This window comes from Arthrobacter sp. R4-81, assembly GCF_054792365.1.
Map to the genome: position 1 here is coordinate 275,555 of NZ_CP096445.1, position 15,814 is coordinate 291,368.

General features: G+C 61.7%; 19 protein-coding genes. 9 read left to right on the plus strand and 10 right to left on the minus strand.

What is annotated here, in order from left to right; translation table 11 throughout:
• Positions 1-249: 249 nt before the first annotated feature.
• Entirely contained in the window at positions 250-684 is a 435-nt protein-coding gene (locus tag M1E05_RS01355; protein ID WP_458112544.1) for a DoxX family protein, read from the minus strand.
• Positions 685-836: 152 nt separating this feature from the next.
• Between M1E05_RS01355 and M1E05_RS01360 the strand changes: the two genes are divergently transcribed.
• The 3 genes from M1E05_RS01360 (at position 837) to M1E05_RS01370 (ending at position 3,278) form a co-directional block, all read left to right on the plus strand.
• Positions 837-2,189 (plus strand): MATE family efflux transporter, encoded by a 1,353-nt coding sequence (locus M1E05_RS01360; RefSeq protein ID WP_461164211.1) that lies wholly within the window; start codon positions 837-839, stop codon positions 2,187-2,189.
• 55 nt (positions 2,190-2,244) lie between these two features.
• Complete coding sequence (locus tag M1E05_RS01365) at positions 2,245-2,835, plus strand: hypothetical protein (protein WP_461164212.1); 591 nt, start codon at positions 2,245-2,247, stop codon at positions 2,833-2,835.
• A gap of 68 nt (positions 2,836-2,903) precedes the next feature.
• Complete coding sequence (locus M1E05_RS01370; RefSeq protein WP_458112541.1) at positions 2,904-3,278, plus strand: hypothetical protein; 375 nt, start codon at positions 2,904-2,906, stop codon at positions 3,276-3,278.
• Between the two features lie 22 nt (positions 3,279-3,300).
• On the opposite strand, the gene M1E05_RS01375 is transcribed toward M1E05_RS01370, so the two are convergent.
• Positions 3,301-3,849: a CGNR zinc finger domain-containing protein gene (locus tag M1E05_RS01375; protein ID WP_461164213.1), complete on the minus strand. Its 549-nt coding sequence runs from the start codon at positions 3,847-3,849 to the stop codon at positions 3,301-3,303.
• Between the two features lie 72 nt (positions 3,850-3,921).
• Here M1E05_RS01375 and M1E05_RS01380 point away from each other — a divergent pair, with 72 nt between their 5' ends.
• Positions 3,922-5,007, plus strand: a complete 1,086-nt coding sequence (locus M1E05_RS01380) for an EamA family transporter (RefSeq protein ID WP_461164214.1) — start codon at positions 3,922-3,924, stop codon at positions 5,005-5,007.
• A 54-nt stretch (positions 5,008-5,061) separates the two neighbouring features.
• Here the strand turns inward: M1E05_RS01380 and M1E05_RS01385 are convergent, their stop codons facing one another.
• Positions 5,062-5,331 (minus strand): WXG100 family type VII secretion target, encoded by a 270-nt coding sequence (locus tag M1E05_RS01385; RefSeq protein ID WP_458112538.1) that lies wholly within the window; start codon positions 5,329-5,331, stop codon positions 5,062-5,064.
• Between the two features lie 245 nt (positions 5,332-5,576).
• Between M1E05_RS01385 and M1E05_RS01390 the strand changes: the two genes are divergently transcribed.
• Entirely contained in the window at positions 5,577-5,849 is a 273-nt protein-coding gene (locus M1E05_RS01390; protein ID WP_247048560.1) for a DUF2277 domain-containing protein, read from the plus strand.
• An 18-nt stretch (positions 5,850-5,867) separates the two neighbouring features.
• On the opposite strand, the gene M1E05_RS01395 is transcribed toward M1E05_RS01390, so the two are convergent.
• From M1E05_RS01395 to M1E05_RS01410, 4 genes are all read right to left on the minus strand, one after another.
• Positions 5,868-8,231, minus strand: coding sequence for a heavy metal translocating P-type ATPase (locus M1E05_RS01395; RefSeq protein ID WP_461164215.1), 2,364 nt, complete (start codon positions 8,229-8,231; stop codon positions 5,868-5,870).
• A 68-nt stretch (positions 8,232-8,299) separates the two neighbouring features.
• Positions 8,300-8,530 (minus strand): heavy-metal-associated domain-containing protein, encoded by a 231-nt coding sequence (locus M1E05_RS01400; protein WP_461164216.1) that lies wholly within the window; start codon positions 8,528-8,530, stop codon positions 8,300-8,302.
• A 76-nt stretch (positions 8,531-8,606) separates the two neighbouring features.
• Positions 8,607-8,954, minus strand: coding sequence for a metal-sensitive transcriptional regulator (locus M1E05_RS01405; protein ID WP_458112535.1), 348 nt, complete (start codon positions 8,952-8,954; stop codon positions 8,607-8,609).
• Between the two features lie 301 nt (positions 8,955-9,255).
• Complete coding sequence (locus M1E05_RS01410) at positions 9,256-9,762, minus strand: universal stress protein (protein ID WP_458112534.1); 507 nt, start codon at positions 9,760-9,762, stop codon at positions 9,256-9,258.
• 421 nt (positions 9,763-10,183) lie between these two features.
• On the opposite strand from M1E05_RS01410, the gene M1E05_RS01415 reads away from it, so the two are divergent.
• From M1E05_RS01415 to M1E05_RS01425, 3 genes are read left to right on the plus strand one after another with little or no spacing between them, the layout of a single operon-like run.
• Entirely contained in the window at positions 10,184-10,384 is a 201-nt protein-coding gene (locus M1E05_RS01415) for a hypothetical protein (RefSeq protein ID WP_247048544.1), read from the plus strand.
• Positions 10,385-10,438: 54 nt separating this feature from the next.
• Positions 10,439-11,548 (plus strand): WD40/YVTN/BNR-like repeat-containing protein, encoded by a 1,110-nt coding sequence (locus tag M1E05_RS01420; protein WP_458112533.1) that lies wholly within the window; start codon positions 10,439-10,441, stop codon positions 11,546-11,548.
• 30 nt (positions 11,549-11,578) lie between these two features.
• Entirely contained in the window at positions 11,579-11,866 is a 288-nt protein-coding gene (locus M1E05_RS01425; RefSeq protein ID WP_461164217.1) for a MoaD/ThiS family protein, read from the plus strand.
• 46 nt (positions 11,867-11,912) lie between these two features.
• Here M1E05_RS01425 and M1E05_RS01430 read toward each other — a convergent pair whose 3' ends face one another.
• Complete coding sequence (locus tag M1E05_RS01430) at positions 11,913-12,149, minus strand: hypothetical protein (RefSeq protein WP_247048541.1); 237 nt, start codon at positions 12,147-12,149, stop codon at positions 11,913-11,915.
• A gap of 175 nt (positions 12,150-12,324) precedes the next feature.
• Here M1E05_RS01430 and M1E05_RS01435 point away from each other — a divergent pair, with 175 nt between their 5' ends.
• Positions 12,325-13,062: a hypothetical protein gene (locus tag M1E05_RS01435; RefSeq protein ID WP_461164218.1), complete on the plus strand. Its 738-nt coding sequence runs from the start codon at positions 12,325-12,327 to the stop codon at positions 13,060-13,062.
• A 13-nt stretch (positions 13,063-13,075) separates the two neighbouring features.
• Here M1E05_RS01435 and M1E05_RS01440 read toward each other — a convergent pair whose 3' ends face one another.
• Together M1E05_RS01440 and M1E05_RS01445 are read right to left on the minus strand one after the other, a co-directional pair.
• Complete coding sequence (locus M1E05_RS01440; RefSeq protein ID WP_461164219.1) at positions 13,076-14,770, minus strand: alpha-amylase family protein; 1,695 nt, start codon at positions 14,768-14,770, stop codon at positions 13,076-13,078.
• Positions 14,767-15,795 (minus strand): TIGR03885 family FMN-dependent LLM class oxidoreductase, encoded by a 1,029-nt coding sequence (locus M1E05_RS01445; protein ID WP_458112528.1) that lies wholly within the window; start codon positions 15,793-15,795, stop codon positions 14,767-14,769. Before M1E05_RS01445 ends, M1E05_RS01440 begins: the two co-directional genes overlap by 4 nt.
• Positions 15,796-15,814: the final 19 nt, after the last annotated feature.

Genomic DNA, 15,814 nt, shown 5'->3' on the forward strand with positions numbered 1-15,814 from the left:
ACCATGCATTGGAACCAAGGTTTATCAGTGGATCGTTTCAAACGTCAAGGCTTTTTGGTTCATTCCTGTTAGTTTTTGTTCGGATCTCACGATTAGGGCTAAGCAGGAGCCCTCGATCGGAAGCTTGCCGGGAACGTTTAACCGGCGACGGCGGCCCGCCACCGCAAAGGTGACTGGACCCGCCGTCGTCGTTGTCCTGGCCTATGGGGTTGCCTACCTGGAGGCCAACCCAGCACGGGCTAAAGCAGGCTAAGCAAGCACGCTGAGTTTGCTGCGGCTCCGGCCGAAAGTGGCATTGTCCACTGAAAGCCTGCCGGCACCGGTCAGGGCAACAGCAGCGGCGGAGGTTGCCAGGAGCAGAACCAGTTCGTAGCCGCCAGCAGCGGCAAATACACCCGCGGGGGCGTGTACCAGGAAGAGCGCACCGAGCATGTCGAGGGCCAGGAGGGCTGCAAAGACGCGGGTCAAAACCCCAAGGATGAGGGCAATTCCGCCAACCAGTTCCAGGGAGGCCACAACGGGGGCGGCGAGGTCGGCAGCGGGAACGCCCATCTTTGCGAAGGAAGCCTGGGTTCCAGCAATGGTGAACTCACTGAACTTCTGCCAACCATGGGCAGCGAAGAGAAAACCTGCAATAACGCGCAGGGCGGTCTGGGCCGTTGTGGTCATGATGGACTGGTTCATATTCTTATCACCGTTTCGTAGGGGCCGTGCCGTCAGTTGGTTGACTGCCAAGCCTTGCGGTTGGTTCAGCCTCCGAGTCTTCCGCATCAATACTTGAACTGTCAACTAAATTTCGGTACCTGTGGCGCAAAGCATGCCGCTAGGCTAAATCCGTGCCAAAAACGCCTTCCGTGACCCGGCCCGAGCCAGTCACTGGTCACCGCCGTGAGATCTTGCGGTTGGCAGTGCCCGCGTTTGGAGCTTTGATCGCCGAGCCGCTGTTCCTCCTCGCCGACTCCGCCATCGTCGGACACCTGGGCGTGGCCGAGCTGGCCGGAGTGGGACTGGCTTCGGCAGTTCTCCATACGGCAGTAGGTTTGATGGTTTTTCTTGCCTACTCCACGACTCCGGCGGTGGCACGGGCAATCGGCGACGGGAAACTACCGAAGGCACTGGCTGCCGGACGTGATGGAGTATGGCTTGCTGTTGGTCTCGGGACCATACTGGCTGCCGCAGGGTCTGTCTTCGCAACGCCGGTTCTGGAATTGATGGGAGCGCGGGGTGCAGTCCTGGACTTCGCTGGTGACTACCTCCGCTGGTCCATGCCCGGGCTTGTAGCCATGCTGCTCATCTTTGCGGGAACCGGGGTTCTGCGCGGCTTGCAGGACACCAGAACGCCGTTACTTGTGGCTACCGCAGGGTTCGGTTTGAATATCGTCCTGAACCTTGGGCTGGTGTACGGTCTCGGCTTGTCAGTGATGGGTTCGGCCGTAGGTACAAGCATCGCGCAGTGGGCCATGGCTCTCGTATACGTGATTAAGCTTCAACGGAAAGGGCGCGAGCACGGGATCTCCCTCCTCCCCAGCTGGAGCGGTATTCGAGCCATGACGACGATCGGTTCCTGGTTGATGTTGCGGACGCTCAGCCTTCGTGTGGCCATCCTGGCTACAGTCCTGGTCGTCACGTCCCAGGGACCCGTAAACCTGGCAGCACACCAGTTGGCCATGACCATCTTCACCTTCTTTGCCTTCGCACTCGATGCCCTCGCCATCGCCGCACAGGCCCTGATCGGGAAGGAACTGGGCGCTGCCCGGGCGGCTAAAGCGCGGCAGCTTACGGCAACCATGGTCCGTTGGGGTGTGGGCTTTGGAGTTCTGACGGGAGTCCTTTTGGCAGTCGCGGCCCCCTGGGCTGGCGCTTTGTTCACTTCCGACCACGATGTCCGCTCAGCTCTGACGCTGGCCTTGTGGGTCCTCGCCTTGGGGCAGCCCCTGGCGGGCTACGTCTTCGTTCTTGACGGTGTCCTCATCGGCGCCGGCGATGCGAAGTACCTGGCGATTGCCGGCGTCGTTAATCTGGTCTTTTATGTGCCGATGCTTCTGTCTGTCGTGTTCTGGGCGGCCGACGGCGTGGCGGGGCTGGTTTGGCTCTGGGTTGCCTTTGCGCTGGGCTACATGCTGGCCCGCGCTGTCACGCTCGCACTGCGCGCCCGCGGCGACCGCTGGATGGTCCTTGGCTCACACTGACGCACGGGGCACTCGTTCGGTCCGGACGCTCTCCTGGCCGCACTAAACTGGACCCGTGACTGTACCTGCAACTCCCGCCGAGCCTGCTGCCCCTGTCCCGTCGGCTGACCTGTGGAAGCCGGTTCTCACGAGGGCAAGTGTCGCGCTGGCCTTCGGTGCGGTGACCATCTTTTGGGCCCAGCCATCGGTGCTGGTCCTGGGCGGTGCCGGAGGGCTGTATCTGGTGGCAACCGGACTGGCGCTCCTGTGGTCGGTCAGAAGAACCGGTTTCAGGCGGGATGAGCTGCCAGGCCGGCTCCTTGCGGCGGGTCCGTCAATCATGACCGGAGCCGGAGTTGCTTTGCTGTTCCTGCCCGGAGACTTGATGTTCGGAGTGTTTGCGGCACTGGCACTGACTGTAGTGGGGGCGGTTGAGCTGTACGTCGGCATCCGCTATCGCCGGCATCCACTAGGGCGTGACTGGGCTATCTCGGGGGTTGTTGGCGTGGGAACCGCGGTCGCACTGCCGTTCTTCATCTCCCTCGGCGCGCACGCCCTGTTGGGAGTCGCCGGAGGAGGCGCCATTATTTCCGGTGTTCTGTGGATCCTGGCCGGATTGACTCTCCGCTACGATGCGCGTGCTGTTTCCGTAAAGGCCGTAAACTAGGAACAGGCTTCTACCTCGTGTAGAAAATTTTGTGTTGAACGTGACGACAAGTCAGTGGAGGAATCATCGTGCCAGACCAGAAACCAGGAGAGCCGCGCAACCTGCGGACCTCGGTGAAGGGACCGCTGATGTTCTCTGCGTTCTGGGCTGTGGTGGCGTTTGTTGCTGTTCTCATCTTCGCCTCGGGGGGAAGCTCACGCTCGCCCCGTTTCGATCTTGCCCTGACGGGCGCCGGGATTGCTTTCATCGTTACCCTCGTCATCGCGGCCATGCTGTCCATGAGCTACAAGGACAATGCCGAGCACCTGGGTAAAGGATCCGGCGTGAATCTCAGTTCGAAAAAACCGGGCGGTCACGGCGGTTACCGCGCAGGTTCAGGTAGCGGCGCTTCCGGAGCCGCCGGCGCTGAAACCTCCGATGGGCCGGAAGCTGACCGCCTGTAGCACTGCCCGTCGAACGGATCTGTCAGCTGGATGTCGCAGCTTGGCGGGCGCGATAGGCCGCAACGTGCGCCCGGTTGGCGCAGTTTCCGGTATCGCAGTAGCGCTTTGAGCGGTTACGGCTCAGGTCCAGCACCACAGCATCGCAATCCTCGGCAGCGCAGACCAGCATCCGGTCCATTTCCTTGCTGCGGATAATATCCACCAAGGCCATTGCCGCCTCCGTGCTCATCCTGTCTGAGAGTGGCGCTTCCCTTGTGGTGGCATGGAGATGCCAGTCCCAGCCATCGTGTTTGATCAGTTGGGGGAGGGCCTTGGCGTCACGAAGAAGCCGGTTAACAGTGGCGACGGCGGCATTCTCGTCTGCCTCCCACACCTCTGCCAGTTCTGTTCGGAGTGAGTGGATGCTGGCCAGTTCGGCCCCGTCGCGGGTTCTGGAACCGCTGAACCCCTCAGCTTCAAGAAAGGCATCCAGCTGCTCAATGGTGGCCAGATGCTCCTCGCCGTTGGCAGCGCTATTGATGAGGTTGACGACGGTGCGGAGAGCCACCTCTGTGTCAGGGGCAAAGATCACCTTGACTCCTTACTCGGGCTGAGCGTAATGTAATGACCATTACCCCACTTTACTCCTGACAGGAGGCAGTCTGTGCCTGCCGCAAACAACTCCATCCCGGCCACCGCGAAAGATGCACGCCAGCCTCGGGCGGCTACGGGTTTTTTGGCGTCCGGCTTAGGAGTTGCTCTGTTTTCCTCTGCTGTTTTTGGACTCTCAGGGTCCTTCGGCAAGGCTTTGCTTGAAACCGGATGGACTCCTGGCGCCGCTGTTACGGCACGGCTTACCGGAGCGGCCCTGATCCTCGCAATCCCGGCCATCCCTGCACTTCATGGCCGCTGGCATCAGCTGAAGGACAACTGGGTCACCATTCTCTTGTTTGGACTGATCGGCGTCGCCGCCTGCCAGCTCTTCTATTTCAACGCAGTCGAAAGACTCTCGGTGGGTGTTGCCCTGCTGCTCGAATACCTGGCACCAGTGCTGATAGTGCTGTGGCTGTGGGTCGCCAGCCGCCGGCGTCCGCGGCCTCTGACGATTGCCGGCACGTTGCTCTCCCTGGGTGGGCTGGTCCTCGTCCTGGATCTCACCGGAGCTGTGAAGATCGACTTCATCGGAGTTCTGTGGGGCTTGGCTGCAGCTGTTTGCCTCGCCATCTACTTTTTTATCACCGCCAAGGAGAACGACAGCCTGCCCCCCATTGTCCTGGCGTCCAGCGGTCTGATGGTGGGTGCGGCAGTAATGTGGCTAGCCGCCGCGACCGGACTTTTGCCCATGACCTTTAGTACCGCCGATACCAAACTGGGTCCCTGGATCACACCATGGTGGGTGTCGGTGGCTGGATTGGTAGTCCTCGCCACCGTGCTGGCGTATGTTGCGGGCGTTATGGCTGCCCGCGCCCTGGGCTCAAAAGTTGCTTCGTTTGTGTCGCTGACGGAAGTGCTGTTCGCTGTTATCTGGGCCTGGCTGCTGCTGGGTGAACTTCCCGGTCCCATCCAGCTGCTGGGCGGCGCACTGATTGTTGGCGGCGTGATTCTTGTTCGCCTGGACGAGCTCCGGCTCGCCGCCCAGCCGCATCCGGATGCGGCGGCGTCGCTGGCTGCCCAGGTTCTCGACCACGCGAACGACGTCGAACCTTTGTGCCGCACCGCTCCCACGACCGAATCGCTGGCAAAAAAGTAGGCAGAAAAAAATATGGCCCGGACGCTGAGCGTCCGGGCCATCCTGCTTTGAAGCCTAGTGAGCGTTGGAAGTGCTTTCCTGAGCCTGGGCGTTGTTCCTGGCCTTGGTGCCGGCCTCCTGGAGAGCGTTGATGACCTTGGTCAGCGCGGCGGTGTGCTCCCCGTTCCAGTCATTCTTGAAAGCTTCGGCGTCCGGGCCCTTCCAGTCGACGTTCTGGACCAAGCCGGTAAGCGTGGACTTCGTCTGCTGGATCTCCTCGGAGCCCCGCTGCAGCTTGCTGCCCAAGTCCCGCAGCGACTGTACATCTGCACCCCAAATGGCCATGATTATCTCCTTCTTGTCAACGGATTCGATTCAACAATCGGCATCCCCAGCGGCCTCCGGCTGATCCGGAAGATCCATTACCTAGAAGCTATCCCGCATCCCAAAGCGTGTCGATGGGCACCGCTCCCCATACACTGCTCCCCCATCCCTTGCCGGCATTTCGTGTTATCCGGGTGGCGGGTGAGGGGCGGGGACGTGGCTTCCGGGGGGTCGATCCTAGGCGTTCCAGAGCCTAGCATGGAGCTATGTGCCGCAATATCAGGACCCTGCATAACTTCGAACCGCACGCCACGCCGGATGAGGTTCAGGCCGCTGCGCTCCAGTACGTGCGCAAGATCAGTGGGAGCACCAAGCCGTCCAAAGCCAATGAAGAGGCGTTCAACAGGGCTGTGCACGAGATCGCCCACATCACTGAGCACCTCCTCGACGCCCTGGTGACGCATGCCCCGGCGAAGGACCGTGCCGAAGAAGCTGCCAAGGCCAGGGCGAAGGCAGCCATCCGTTACGGCACTGCCTGATCAAGCGGCGCGTGGACCTTACTTGGGCTGGCGATCCCTTGCGCCGAACCGACGCAGCCTCAGCGAGTTCGCCACCACCAGTACGGAGCTGGCAGCCATGGCGGCACCCGCGATCATGGGGTTAAGAAGGCCCAGAGCGGCTACCGGAATTCCAACTGCGTTGTAGAAAAACGCCCAGAACAGGTTCGTTTTGATGGTGGACAGTGTGCGGCGGGAGAGTTCGATTGCCTGGGCGACCTGCCCGAGGTCGTTGCCCATCACGGTGAGATCAGCCGCCTCGATGGCAACGTCAGTTCCCGAACCCATAGCAATCCCAAGATCGGCCTGTGCCAGTGCAGCGGCGTCGTTCACGCCATCGCCGGCCATGGCTACTGTTGCTCCGGCAACCTGCAGCTGGCGGACCGCGTCCACTTTGCCCTCCGGTGTAACGCCGGCGTACACATCCTCCGAATGAATCCCGACGTCGGCAGCCACCTGAGCGGCCACGGCAGCGTTATCGCCGGTCAGCAGGACCGGGCGCAACCCCAGGTTCCGCAGCCGCTCGATGGCAGCGGCGGAACCAGGCTTGATGGTGTCGCGAAGGGCGATAATGCCTGCCACTTCTCCGTCCACCGCCACCCAGATAACGGTGGCACCCGACTCCTCTGCAGTCCTGAGGGCGTTCCGCTGCTCCGAAGTGACAGGCATGCCGTTCTCCTGGAGCCACCCGGTGCGGCCCGCCACCACTTTTCGTCCTTCAACTGTTCCCAGAACCCCTCCGCCAGGAGCGGAGGCGAAGTGCTCGACGGCGGGCAGCCGTCCGCCGTCGTCGTTACCCGTGGGAAGTGAAGTGCTGTCAGCCAGCCGTCCGGCTCCAACAGTAGAGCGCGCGGCAGCGGCGACGGCATGGGCGATGGGGTGCTCTGACGCGGCCTCCACCGCGCCGGCCAGGAGCAGAACGTCTGCTTCAGAATGTTCGCCGAATGCCTGGACTGAGTCCACCGCAAGTTGACCCGTGGTGACCGTTCCGGTTTTGTCCAGCAGGATGGTGTCCACGGTCCGGGTGTCCTCGAGGACCTGCGGGCCCCTGATCAGGATGCCCAGCTGAGCCCCGCGGCCTGTGCCCGTCAGCAGTCCCACCGGCGTTGCGAGTCCAAGGGCACACGGGCATGCGATGACCAATACTGCGACGGCGGCCGTGAAGGCTGCCCGCACCTCGTCGTCTGAGATTTGGGGCCCCGCAGCCAGCAGCCACAGCCCGAACGTGACTGCGGCGATGACCAGGACGACGGGTACAAACACGGAACTGATTCGGTCTGCGAGGCGTGCGATTGGCGCCTTTCCAGTCTGGGCCTGGGAAACGAGCCGTCCCATCTGGGCCAAGGTGGTTTCAGAGCCCACCCGGGTGGCGCGCACCAAAAGGCGCCCCGAAGTGTTGATTGTGGCGCCCGTAACCAGGCTGCCGGGAGCCACCTCCACCGGCACCGATTCGCCCGTGACCAAGGAGGCGTCAACGGCAGATACGCCATCAATCACCTCGCCGTCAGTGGCAATTTTCTCGCCCGGCCGGACGACGACAACGTCTCCCACCACGAGTTGGCTTGCTGGAATGCGGTATTCGGCTCCGCCTTCGAGCACTGTTGCATCCTTGGCGCCAAGATTGAGGAGCGTCCGGAGGGCATCCCCGGCCCTTTGCTTGGCATTCGCTTCCAGATACCTGCCGAGCAGGAGGAAGGTGGTGACCACTGACGCGACTTCAAAATAGAGCCCACCTGTCTCCATCTCCGCCATGCCGACGTGTTCGGTCATACGTGGATCCATGAGCAATTGCCAGGCCGAAAAGGCGTAGGCGGCAATCACTCCGATGGAAACAAGGGTGTCCATGGTGGAGGCGAAGTGGCGGGCGTTGATAGCGGCGGCGCGATGGAAAGGCCACGCTGCCCAGCTGACAACGGGCAGAGCGAGAACGCCCACAACCCAGCCCCAGTTGGCGAACTGGAAAGCCGGGAACATCGAAATCACGAACACCGGCACCGTGAGGATGGCTGCGACGATCAACCGAGGCCTAAGTGCTTCCGCAGCGCCACCGGTCACATGCTCGGCATGCTCGGTCGGAACCGAAACCTCGTCTCTTTCGGGCTCGACGCTGCCTGAACGCGTTGGCTTTCGGATGGTTGCTTTGTAGCCGGCTGAGGCTACTTGGGCCGTGATCTGTTCGTCTGTGATGCCGTCCGGGACTGTGACGTGGGCGGACTCCAGCGGGAGGTTGACTGAGGCTTCTACGCCGTCGAGCTTGCCCAGCTTCCGTTCCACACGGCTGACGCAGGACGCGCAGGTCATCCCCTCGATATCAAGTTCAATCACCCGGCCTCCGGGCTGGTTCAGCAATTGCTCATTACTCACGGTGGTGTCCTCGGGGATTGTGGTTCAGGCTGAAGCGGGCGTGGCGGCGTCGCGGGAGCAGTACGCTCTCAGGCGTTAGTAGCAACCACCAGGTATCCGGCTTCCGCCACGGCTTCGCCGATCTCCGATGCCGAAAGCTCCCTCTCGGAAGTCACAGTGACGGTGGAGATGCCTCCGGCGTTGAGGTCGACGTCGACGTCTTCCACGCCGTCCAACGACTCCAGTTCCTCGCTGACGGCCGAGACACAGTGGCCGCAGGTCATGCCGGATACGTTGACGATGGTGGAAACAGGGCTCATGGTTGGGTCCTTCGCGTTGGAGTCGGCCGGCGCGCTGTGGTTCATCAGCCGGACGGTGTGATGGGTTTGATTGCCGCTACCGCAGCAGGCGCCCGATGGCATCGGTGGCCTCCTTCACCTTGAATTCGATTGCTTCTGCACGCAAAGCAGCGTCAGGTTCACCAGCAGCGCCTACTACGCAATGCCCGATATGCTCCTCAACCAATCCAAGGCTGACGGCGTGCAAGGCCTTCGTAACGGCAGAAACCTGAGTCAGGATGTCAATGCAGTACTTGTCTTCGTCCACCATCCGCGCGATTCCGCGGACCTGCCCTTCGATGCGCTTGAGCCGGCGCAAATACGCCTCCTTGTTGGAGGTATAGCCGTGTTGAGGCTGGGGCTCTGCCTCCGCAAGGCCTGTGACAGCTTCTTCAGGTGCGTTCATATGGCCAAGGTATACCCATAGGGGGTATAGGGTCAAGTACCCCCTAGGGGTATGCGAACCGATCGCTGGACAAAAAAGAGCTCCGGAGTGCGTTATTGGGGGATACGCACTCCGGAGCCGTCTATGGGCAGGCTCTTCTTTGTGCCTGCGAATTCCAGCATACTGTCCGATGCTGGCGCATACCAGCACCCGGAATTACTACTTTCACTTTATTTACACAATGCGCTTCAGGTACCTCGGGAGGCACCAACACAAGCGGCCGGAGTGCCTGCAAATTAGGTTGGTGGGTTGGTGGTGGGTGTTAGTCCGGGATTTCCCTGTGCGCCCCAGTGTGGGGAGGCACCACCAGGACGGGGTGATCTTGATGGTGGCTGAGCCAGGCGGCCACCGAACCATTGAGCACCTCGGAGATTCTGTGAACGAGTCCACGTTCACTGGTTCCCACGATAATCATGGAAGCATGGGCCTCTGCGGCCAGCCTGCCCAGAGCGCGGGCAGGATCGCCGGCAAGGATGCGCAAGGACCACGTGATGCCCTTGTCCTCACAGGCCGCGGATACCCTGGTTTGCAGCTCCTCCGTCACAGAGCGGATTTCGGCGTCGTCGGCGTCGGGGTGCAAGGACAGTCTGTGCGCGGAGCGGGCAGGATCCCATTCCACCAGGTAGCTTGCCTCGTCCACATAGCTGCAGATCAAGTGAGCATCGAGCTTCCCGGCCAGGGCGGCAGCCGTACTCAGCACCTCGGGGTGCTGTCCGGGAAGGAGGCCGACCACCAAGGGAGGCTGGCCGTTGGAAGATTCCGGGGACATACCCTCATTGTGGCCCTGCCGATCCAGCTTGAACAGCAGCGGAAGAGTACAGCCGGGCGCGGGAACACTTGAAAAGCCTGCCGCCGAAGTGTGGCGGCAGGCCGTTACTGGCTGGCCTACCGGCAGCAGCCGGTCTCATCGCAGCAACCATCGCCACAGCATCCCTCGGGCACCCCGCTCACCTCCTCTGCGCTTGCCGTACATTGATGATTTTCAATATGGATAGTATTTGCCTGAATATCGACGATTGTCAATGTTTAGCGGAATCCCAGGCGTCCTGCGAGGAGCAATAGTGGTTCCATACATCCGCACCGGACAGCAAGCGTAGACTGCATTCCTGACGCGGAGGCGTCGTCCTCGCCGGACATTGTCCGCCGCCGTCAACCGGCCTAACGTTGAGGCATAGGAGAGGTGGATATTGATGCAAATCTTTATGTGGTGGCTTGATCTGGATCTTGACAGCAAAGAGTGGCTCCGCGAGAACCTGCGCGCCGAGGAACTCCCGCTTCCGGTGCTTCAGGGGATTGCCGAAGCAGGCGGACCGCACCCCGACTCGCCCAGGAATGTACTGACTGAAGCCGACTGGGACTTCATTGAGACGCAATCGGAGTTCGTCGACTGATCTACCGCCGCAGGTGCTTGGAAACCATTGCCTCCTTCCGGCCGGAGTGGTTGCATGGTGGGCATGGCAACCGCAGAGCGTTATATCTTGGCGATCGGAACCAAAAAGGGCCTTTGGCTGGCGAACAGCCAAGACCGGAAGCAATGGTCCCTTTCCGGCCCCCATTTCCTGATGAGTGAGATTCCCAGCATCGGAATCGACACCCGGGACGGCAGAACCAGGATCATGGTGGGCGTTCGTTCAGAGCACTGGGGGCCAACTGTCGCCCACTCCGATGATCTTGGTGAAAACTGGACCGAGCCCGAGCAAGGCGCCATAAAGTTTCCCGAAGGCACCGACGCGGCCTTGGAGCGTATATGGCAGATCTACCCTGATGCAGAATCCCGCCCGGGTGTGGTCTGGGCTGGCGCCGAGCCCATTTCGGTGTGGAAATCTATCGACGGCGGCGAGCACTTCGAGCTGAACCGGGGGCTGTGGGACCATCCCCATCGTGGAGAATGGGGAGCCGGCTACGGGGGCGCGGCCGCCCACTCCATCGTGGTCAATCCGTCCGGAGACAACGTTCATGTCGCCATGAGTACAGGCGGTGTTTACCGCTCACTCGACGGCGGAAGCTCCTGGAAGCCCCGGAACAAGGGAATTTCCGCCTATTTCATGCCTGATCCCAATCCGGAATTCGGTCAATGCGTCCATAAGATAGCTGCTGATCCCGCCGTCGAGGGCCGCTTGTACGCGCAGAACCACCACGGCGTCTACCGAACGGATAACAACGGAGACACGTGGGAATCCATCGCGGACGGGCTCCCGGCCGACTTCGGATTCGTGATGCTGACGCATCCGCGAAGGGAGGGTACCGCCTGGGTGGTTCCCCTCAAGGCCGACGGCGAGAGAATTCCGCCGGACGGGAATCTCGCCGTGCACCGAACCGACGACGCCGGCGATTCCTGGAAGCGTTTGGATTCCGGGTTGCCGCACGGTGAATACAACGCGGTGCTCCGTGACGCTGCCTCCGTGGATTCCGCGGAACCCGCCGGGGTGTACTTCGGAACCCGCGGCGGTTCGGTCTATGCCAGCGCCGATGAGGGCGAAACGTTCAGCGAGGTCGCATCGCATTTGCCCGACGTGTTGTGCGTTCGGGCCGCGGTGGTTGCCCAAGCGGGGTAAGGATCCAGGCAGGATTCCTGAGGTGAGTCAATGAGTGAGATCAGCGTGTTGTTGCCCAGCGTTCTGCAGCCACTCGCCGGCGGGCAGTCCGTACTGACTGCGCCCGTAGACGGAGCGGTTACTGTGGCGTCGTTGCTGGACGCGGTGACCGCGGATTATCCGGTGCTCGGAAGGCGGCTGCGGGATGAAACCGGTGCCCTCCGCCGCTACGTGAATATTTACGTGAACGGGGATGAGGTCCGGCGTCTGCAGGGTCTTGATACAAAGGTGGCTGCTGGACAGGAAGTGCTGGTCATCCAGTCCGTGGCCGGCGGCTGAACTGCCGGCGGAAGGGTTGAGCTGTCAACGGAAGCCGCAAAGTGCCTCAAGCAACCCGCCACACACTGCATTCATCTGCGCTGATTGCCTTACGCATTCCGCTGACGTGGTCCATGATCCACACGACGCCGATACCCGGCGCTGTCTCCTGAACCCTCCCTCGGCGGATTACGACGTCGTCATAGCCGGGACCTACTGAGAGGCGGGCTTCAATCTCGTCGCCACGGTGCAACTGGTCGAGGGCACGAACGCGGGTTATGTGGGCTTTGGCTTCCTTTAACATTGCTGGCCTCCTGGTTGGAGCTGGCGCCGGCTGTTCCGGCACTTCCAGTCTGCCGCCCCATTATTGCCAAGGCGTTTCACGACGGTAAGCGCTGGGTTAGGTTTCTGCGCCTCACTTGTTTCTTGGGTTTCTGCCCGCTTGAAACCTTTTTGGTGTTGCCGGACACTTCAGGGCAATGGCACTGGAACGGGACCAGCAGGGGGAAACGGTGATCGGGTTCAAAGATCGGGGCAGGCGCCTAATGGCCGGGCTGGTTGCTGCGGCACTGCTGCTCGCCGGATGTGCGCCGTCGGACACGCCAACTGCTGTCCTGCCGGATTCAGGCTCGTCCGGTACCGACGGTCGGGAAGCATACGTCGAGGAGGATACGCTCAACGCTTTCGCAGGCAACGGCTCAACTGGTGACTATGATCCTTTTCAATCTCCGGATGAACTGGCAACGGTCAGCGAGTTGGTAATTTCCGGAACGGTCGCGGGCGTCCGGGAGGGCCGAACCCTCTACTACCCGCAAAATGACCAGGCGCAGGGGACGACGTCCATCGTACTGATAGTGAACGTCACCGAGGCGGTGAAGGGTAAACTGCAGCCGGGAACCGACGGGCGGGCCTACATTGAGTTCTTTCAACCCGTCCAGAGCGATCTTTCGTCTTATGGCCGGGCCTTCCCTGAAGGCAGCTCGGTAGTGGCCTACCTGGCTCCTGCCGGAGAGGGTGAACCGAACGAACGTGTCGACGTCGCGATAGAAAACCCGGAGGCCGGAAGGCCGACTGGGCAGGTGTTGTACCGTCCAGTCAGTCCCCAGGGCCTGATTCTGCAGGTTGGAGGACACGACGTCGTGTGGCCCCTTCTGCGAGCTCAGAAGACGGGGCCCATCTCCCGGGCGCTGCCTGGTGGCGACCTGATCGCCGTTTAGGAACCCGCCGCGGTTACAGAATCCGGCGGTCCTCCGGGTGCTGGAGCCTGAACCACCGGAAGCCGTAACGGTCCAACTGGAGTTCGAACCCGCCGTCGTCCTCCACCTCGATGTCCTCCCCGTCCAGCAGGTCCAGCAGGACCGTCCCCCCGTAGCTTCGTTCGGGCTCATTAGGTGATGCCACGCTGGCTATCAGGGCCGCAGGTTGGGAGCCCATGTTGTGGGCCAGAACCAGGGTGGAACCATCGCTGGTGCAGCGGTGGAGCAGAACCCGTGGATGCGGCTGCTCGATTACCTCGAAGCGGCCCCAGCCCAACTCGGGACTTTCCCGGTAGCGCTGGATGAGTGTGGCCATGAAGTTCCACAGCGAGCCGGGATCGCGTTTGGCGCCGGCCGCATTGACGTTCTTTGGCCCAAAGTAGCCTTCGACGAGCGGTGCCACCAGCTGGTCCGCGGGGGCAGTAGAGAAGCCGCCGTTTTGTGTGTCGTTCCATTGCATAGGGGAGCGGACTGCGCCCCGCCCCTTGATCTCGAGGTTTTCGCCCATGCCGATTTCCTCACCGTAGAAGAGCACGGGGGTGCCCGGCAAGGAGAACAGCAGAGAATAGACCATGCGGATCCTGGCCGGATCACCGTTCAGCATGGTGGGCAGACGGCGACGAAGTCCCCGCCCGTACATCTGCATGTCCTCGTCCGGTCCGAAGGCCGCAAACACCTCTGCGCGTTCGGTATCGCTGAGCTTATCCAGGGTCAGCTCGTCATGATTGCGCACAAACATGGCCCATTGGTTGTCCGGATGGATGGCAGGCCGGCCAGCCAGCGATTTCGCTAAGGGACGTGCGTCTTCCCGTGCCAGGGAGAGGTACATGTTCTGCATTGTCAGAAAGTCGAACTGCATATTCAGTTCATTGCCCTCGGGCCCGCCGAAGTATTTCAGCTGCTCCTTGTAGGGCAGATTGACCTCTCCCAGCAGTACTGCGCTCCCGTTGCGCCTGTTGAGGAAGCTGCGCAGGGCGCTCAGGTAGTCGTGGGGATCGGTCCTTGCGGCCTCGTCCTCCGGTTCTCCGCGCAGCTCGAGGAAAAACGGAACTGCGTCCAGCCGGAAACCGTCCAGTCCAACCTGCAGCCAGAAGCCCATGGACTTGGCGATTTCGTCCCTGACCTTGGGATTTGCCACGTTGAGATCCGGCTGGTGCTTGGCGAACATGTGCAGGTACCACTCACCCGTGGCTGAGTCCTGAGTCCAGATGGCGGTTTCCTCTCCGGGGAAGACCACCTGGTCAGAAGTGTCAGGCGGAGTATCGCTGCGCCAGACGTAGTAGTCGCGGTATGGGTTGTCCACCGACTTGCGGGCTTCCTTGAACCAGGGGTGCTGGTCAGAGGTGTGGTTGATGACGAAGTCGGCAATGACCCGCATTCCCCTGTCCTTGGCTGCCCTGATGAACTCCACCACGTCCCCCAGCGTTCCCAGGCGCGGATCCACGCCATAAAAGCCCGTGACGTCATAGCCGTCATCCCGGTCGGGGGAGGGATAGAAGGGCATGAGCCAGAGGCAGCTCACACCCAAAGCGGCCAGATAGTCCACACGCTGCGTGAGGCCGCCGAAATCGCCGATGCCGTCGCCGTCGTTGTCGAAGAAAGTTTCGGGGTCCACGCAGTAGATCACGGCGTTCTTCCACCAGAGATCAGAAGTTTGAGCGAGTCTCACGGCGAAACCTCCTGGTCCAGGGTGACAGAGCCGTCAAGAGTGACTGAATTTAGGGGACCGGCGTTGGATCCCCGGAGTTCGGGCAGGACCCGTTCGGCGAAGGTGTTGATGAACGGTTCCTGATGCTGGCCGACGAAGTGCAGATACAACTCGTCAAAGCCAAGGTCCACGTATTCCTGCAGCCAGGCTGCATGCTGGGCTGTGTCCGCCGAGACGTTCACCACCTTGCGGATCTGTTCCTCTCCCACGGCCGCGCTGACGCCGTCGAAATGCGCTGCTGTAGGCAGGTCCCAGATCACCGGCGGCGAGAAGACGTTCGAGTGCCACTGGTCCAGGGCTATGGCCACGGCATCTTCTTCCCGCTCCGCCCAGGACAGATGCACCTGAAGCACTGCCTTACCTTGGCCGCCGTTGTCCCGGTACGCCGCAAGCATTTCCCGGAGCTTTTCAGCGGGCTGGTTGACGGTGACCAGCCCGTCAGCCCACGCCGCGGAACGACGCGCAGTGTCCACACTCACGGCAGGCGCGATCAGCAAGGGCTTGATCTCCGGAACATCCCAGAGCCTTGCCTGTTGCACCGTGACCACTCCGTGGTGCGTGACTTCCTCACCCGCATGCAGGCGACGAATGATCTCAACGCACTCCTCCAACCGTTGCTGGCGGATCTCTTTCGGGGGCCAGGGATCACCGGTGACGTGCTCGTTCATGTTTTCGCCGGACCCGGGGGCCAGCCAGAACCTGCCGGGAAACATGTCCGCTAGGGTTGCTGAGGCATGGGCAATGATCGTGGGGTGATAGCGCTGGCCAGGTGCTGTGACGACACCGAAGCGAAGGGATGTGGTGGCGAGTGCTGCCCCCAGCCAGGACCATGCAAAGCCGGAATGCCCTTGGCTTGCTGACCAGGGCTCGATGTGGTCGGAGCACATTGCGGCGTCGAACCCCGCTTGCTCTGCGAGCTGGACGTCCTTCAGCAGCTGGCCTGGACTGATCTGTTCATGCGACGCGTGAAATCCGAAGGTAGCCATCGTTAAGGTCTACCGTCGC